Below are 1,190 nucleotides of genomic sequence, written 5' to 3'. Positions count from 1 at the left end.
CCACCCTCGCCGCGGCCGGCGCGGCCGGCGTGCTGCGCGCCGACCATCTGATCCACCTGCGCTGCGAGGTGCCCACGCAATGCGTGGTGGACGACGCCGCGGCCCTCATGAAGATTGCCCCCGTGGGCCTGATCTCGCTCATGGACCACACGCCGGGCCAGCGGCAGTTCGCCTCGGTGGAGCAGTTCGCGAGCTATTACATGGAGAAAGGCGGCATCAGCCCGCAGGAGATGGAGGCGATCGTCGCCAACCGGCTCGCCTTCCAGGAGCGCTATGCGCGCGCCAACCGGCAGGGCCTGGTGGCGCTCGCCCATGCCCACGGCTGCGTGCTGGCGAGCCACGACGACGCCACCGCCGACCATGTGGCGCAGGCGGTCGCGGAAGGCGTGGCGCTGGCGGAATTCCCCACCACCCACGAGGCGGCGCAGCTGTCCCACGCCGCGGGCGTGCGCGTGCTCATGGGCGCGCCAAACCTCGTGCGCGGCGGCTCGCACACTGGCAACGTCGCCGCCGAGGCCCTGGCGCGCGAGGGCATTCTGGACATCCTGTCATCGGACTATGTGCCGTCGAGTCTGCTTTGGGCGGCCTTCGAGCTGCCGCGCCGGGTGCCGTCCATCGCCTTGCCCGAGGCGGTGCGCATGGTGAGCCGCACCCCGGCGCGGGCCGTCGGCCTCGACGACCGCGGCGAAATTGCTGAGGGCCAGCGCGCCGACCTCGTGCGCGTCACCCGCGTCGGCGACATGCCGGTGGTGCGCGAGGTCCGCCGCGCGGGGCAGCGCGTGGCATGAGCGCTCCGGAACCAATGGCGTGCCGATCGGCCGGGCACGCTGGTGCTGGTGGTCGGCCCGTCGGGGGCCGGCAAGGACACGCTCATCGAAGTGGCGCGGGCGCGTTTTGCCGGAGATGGCCGGGTGCTTTTCGCCCGCCGCCTCGTGACCCGTCCGCCGGGCGCGGGCGAGGCTCATGGCACGCTCGACGCGGCGGCGTTCGAGACCGGCTGCGCGGCGGGACGCTTCCCGCTCGCCTGGCGCGCCCCACGGGGCTCGGCTATGCGCTTGGGCCGGACGTGGCGGCGCATCTACGCGGCGGCGGAGTCGTGGTGGCCAACGGCTCGCGCGCCAGCCTGCCGGCAGGCCCGCGCGGCCGCTTTGCCGGCTCCGGGTGGTGCTGGTCAGCGCGCCGGTGGATGT

The 1,190-nt window shown here is 74.0% G+C and carries 1 protein-coding gene and 1 pseudogene; both read left to right on the top strand.

Going from position 1 to position 1,190, the window contains the following annotated elements:
* On the top strand, positions 1 to 788 hold a 788-nt coding region (locus tag AC2W7M_RS25880; protein WP_486135998.1), incomplete at its 5' end, for an alpha-D-ribose 1-methylphosphonate 5-triphosphate diphosphatase.
* A 42-nt stretch (positions 789 to 830) separates the two neighbouring features.
* Positions 831 to 1,190 (top strand): annotated as a pseudogene (locus tag AC2W7M_RS25875) (hypothetical protein); the annotation flags it as partial.

It is taken from the genome of Xanthobacter sp. BG11Y11_SDJG, from assembly GCF_057364445.1.
Note: the sequence above shows the minus strand (reverse complement) of the source record. Positions and strands in the feature narration are given on the sequence as shown.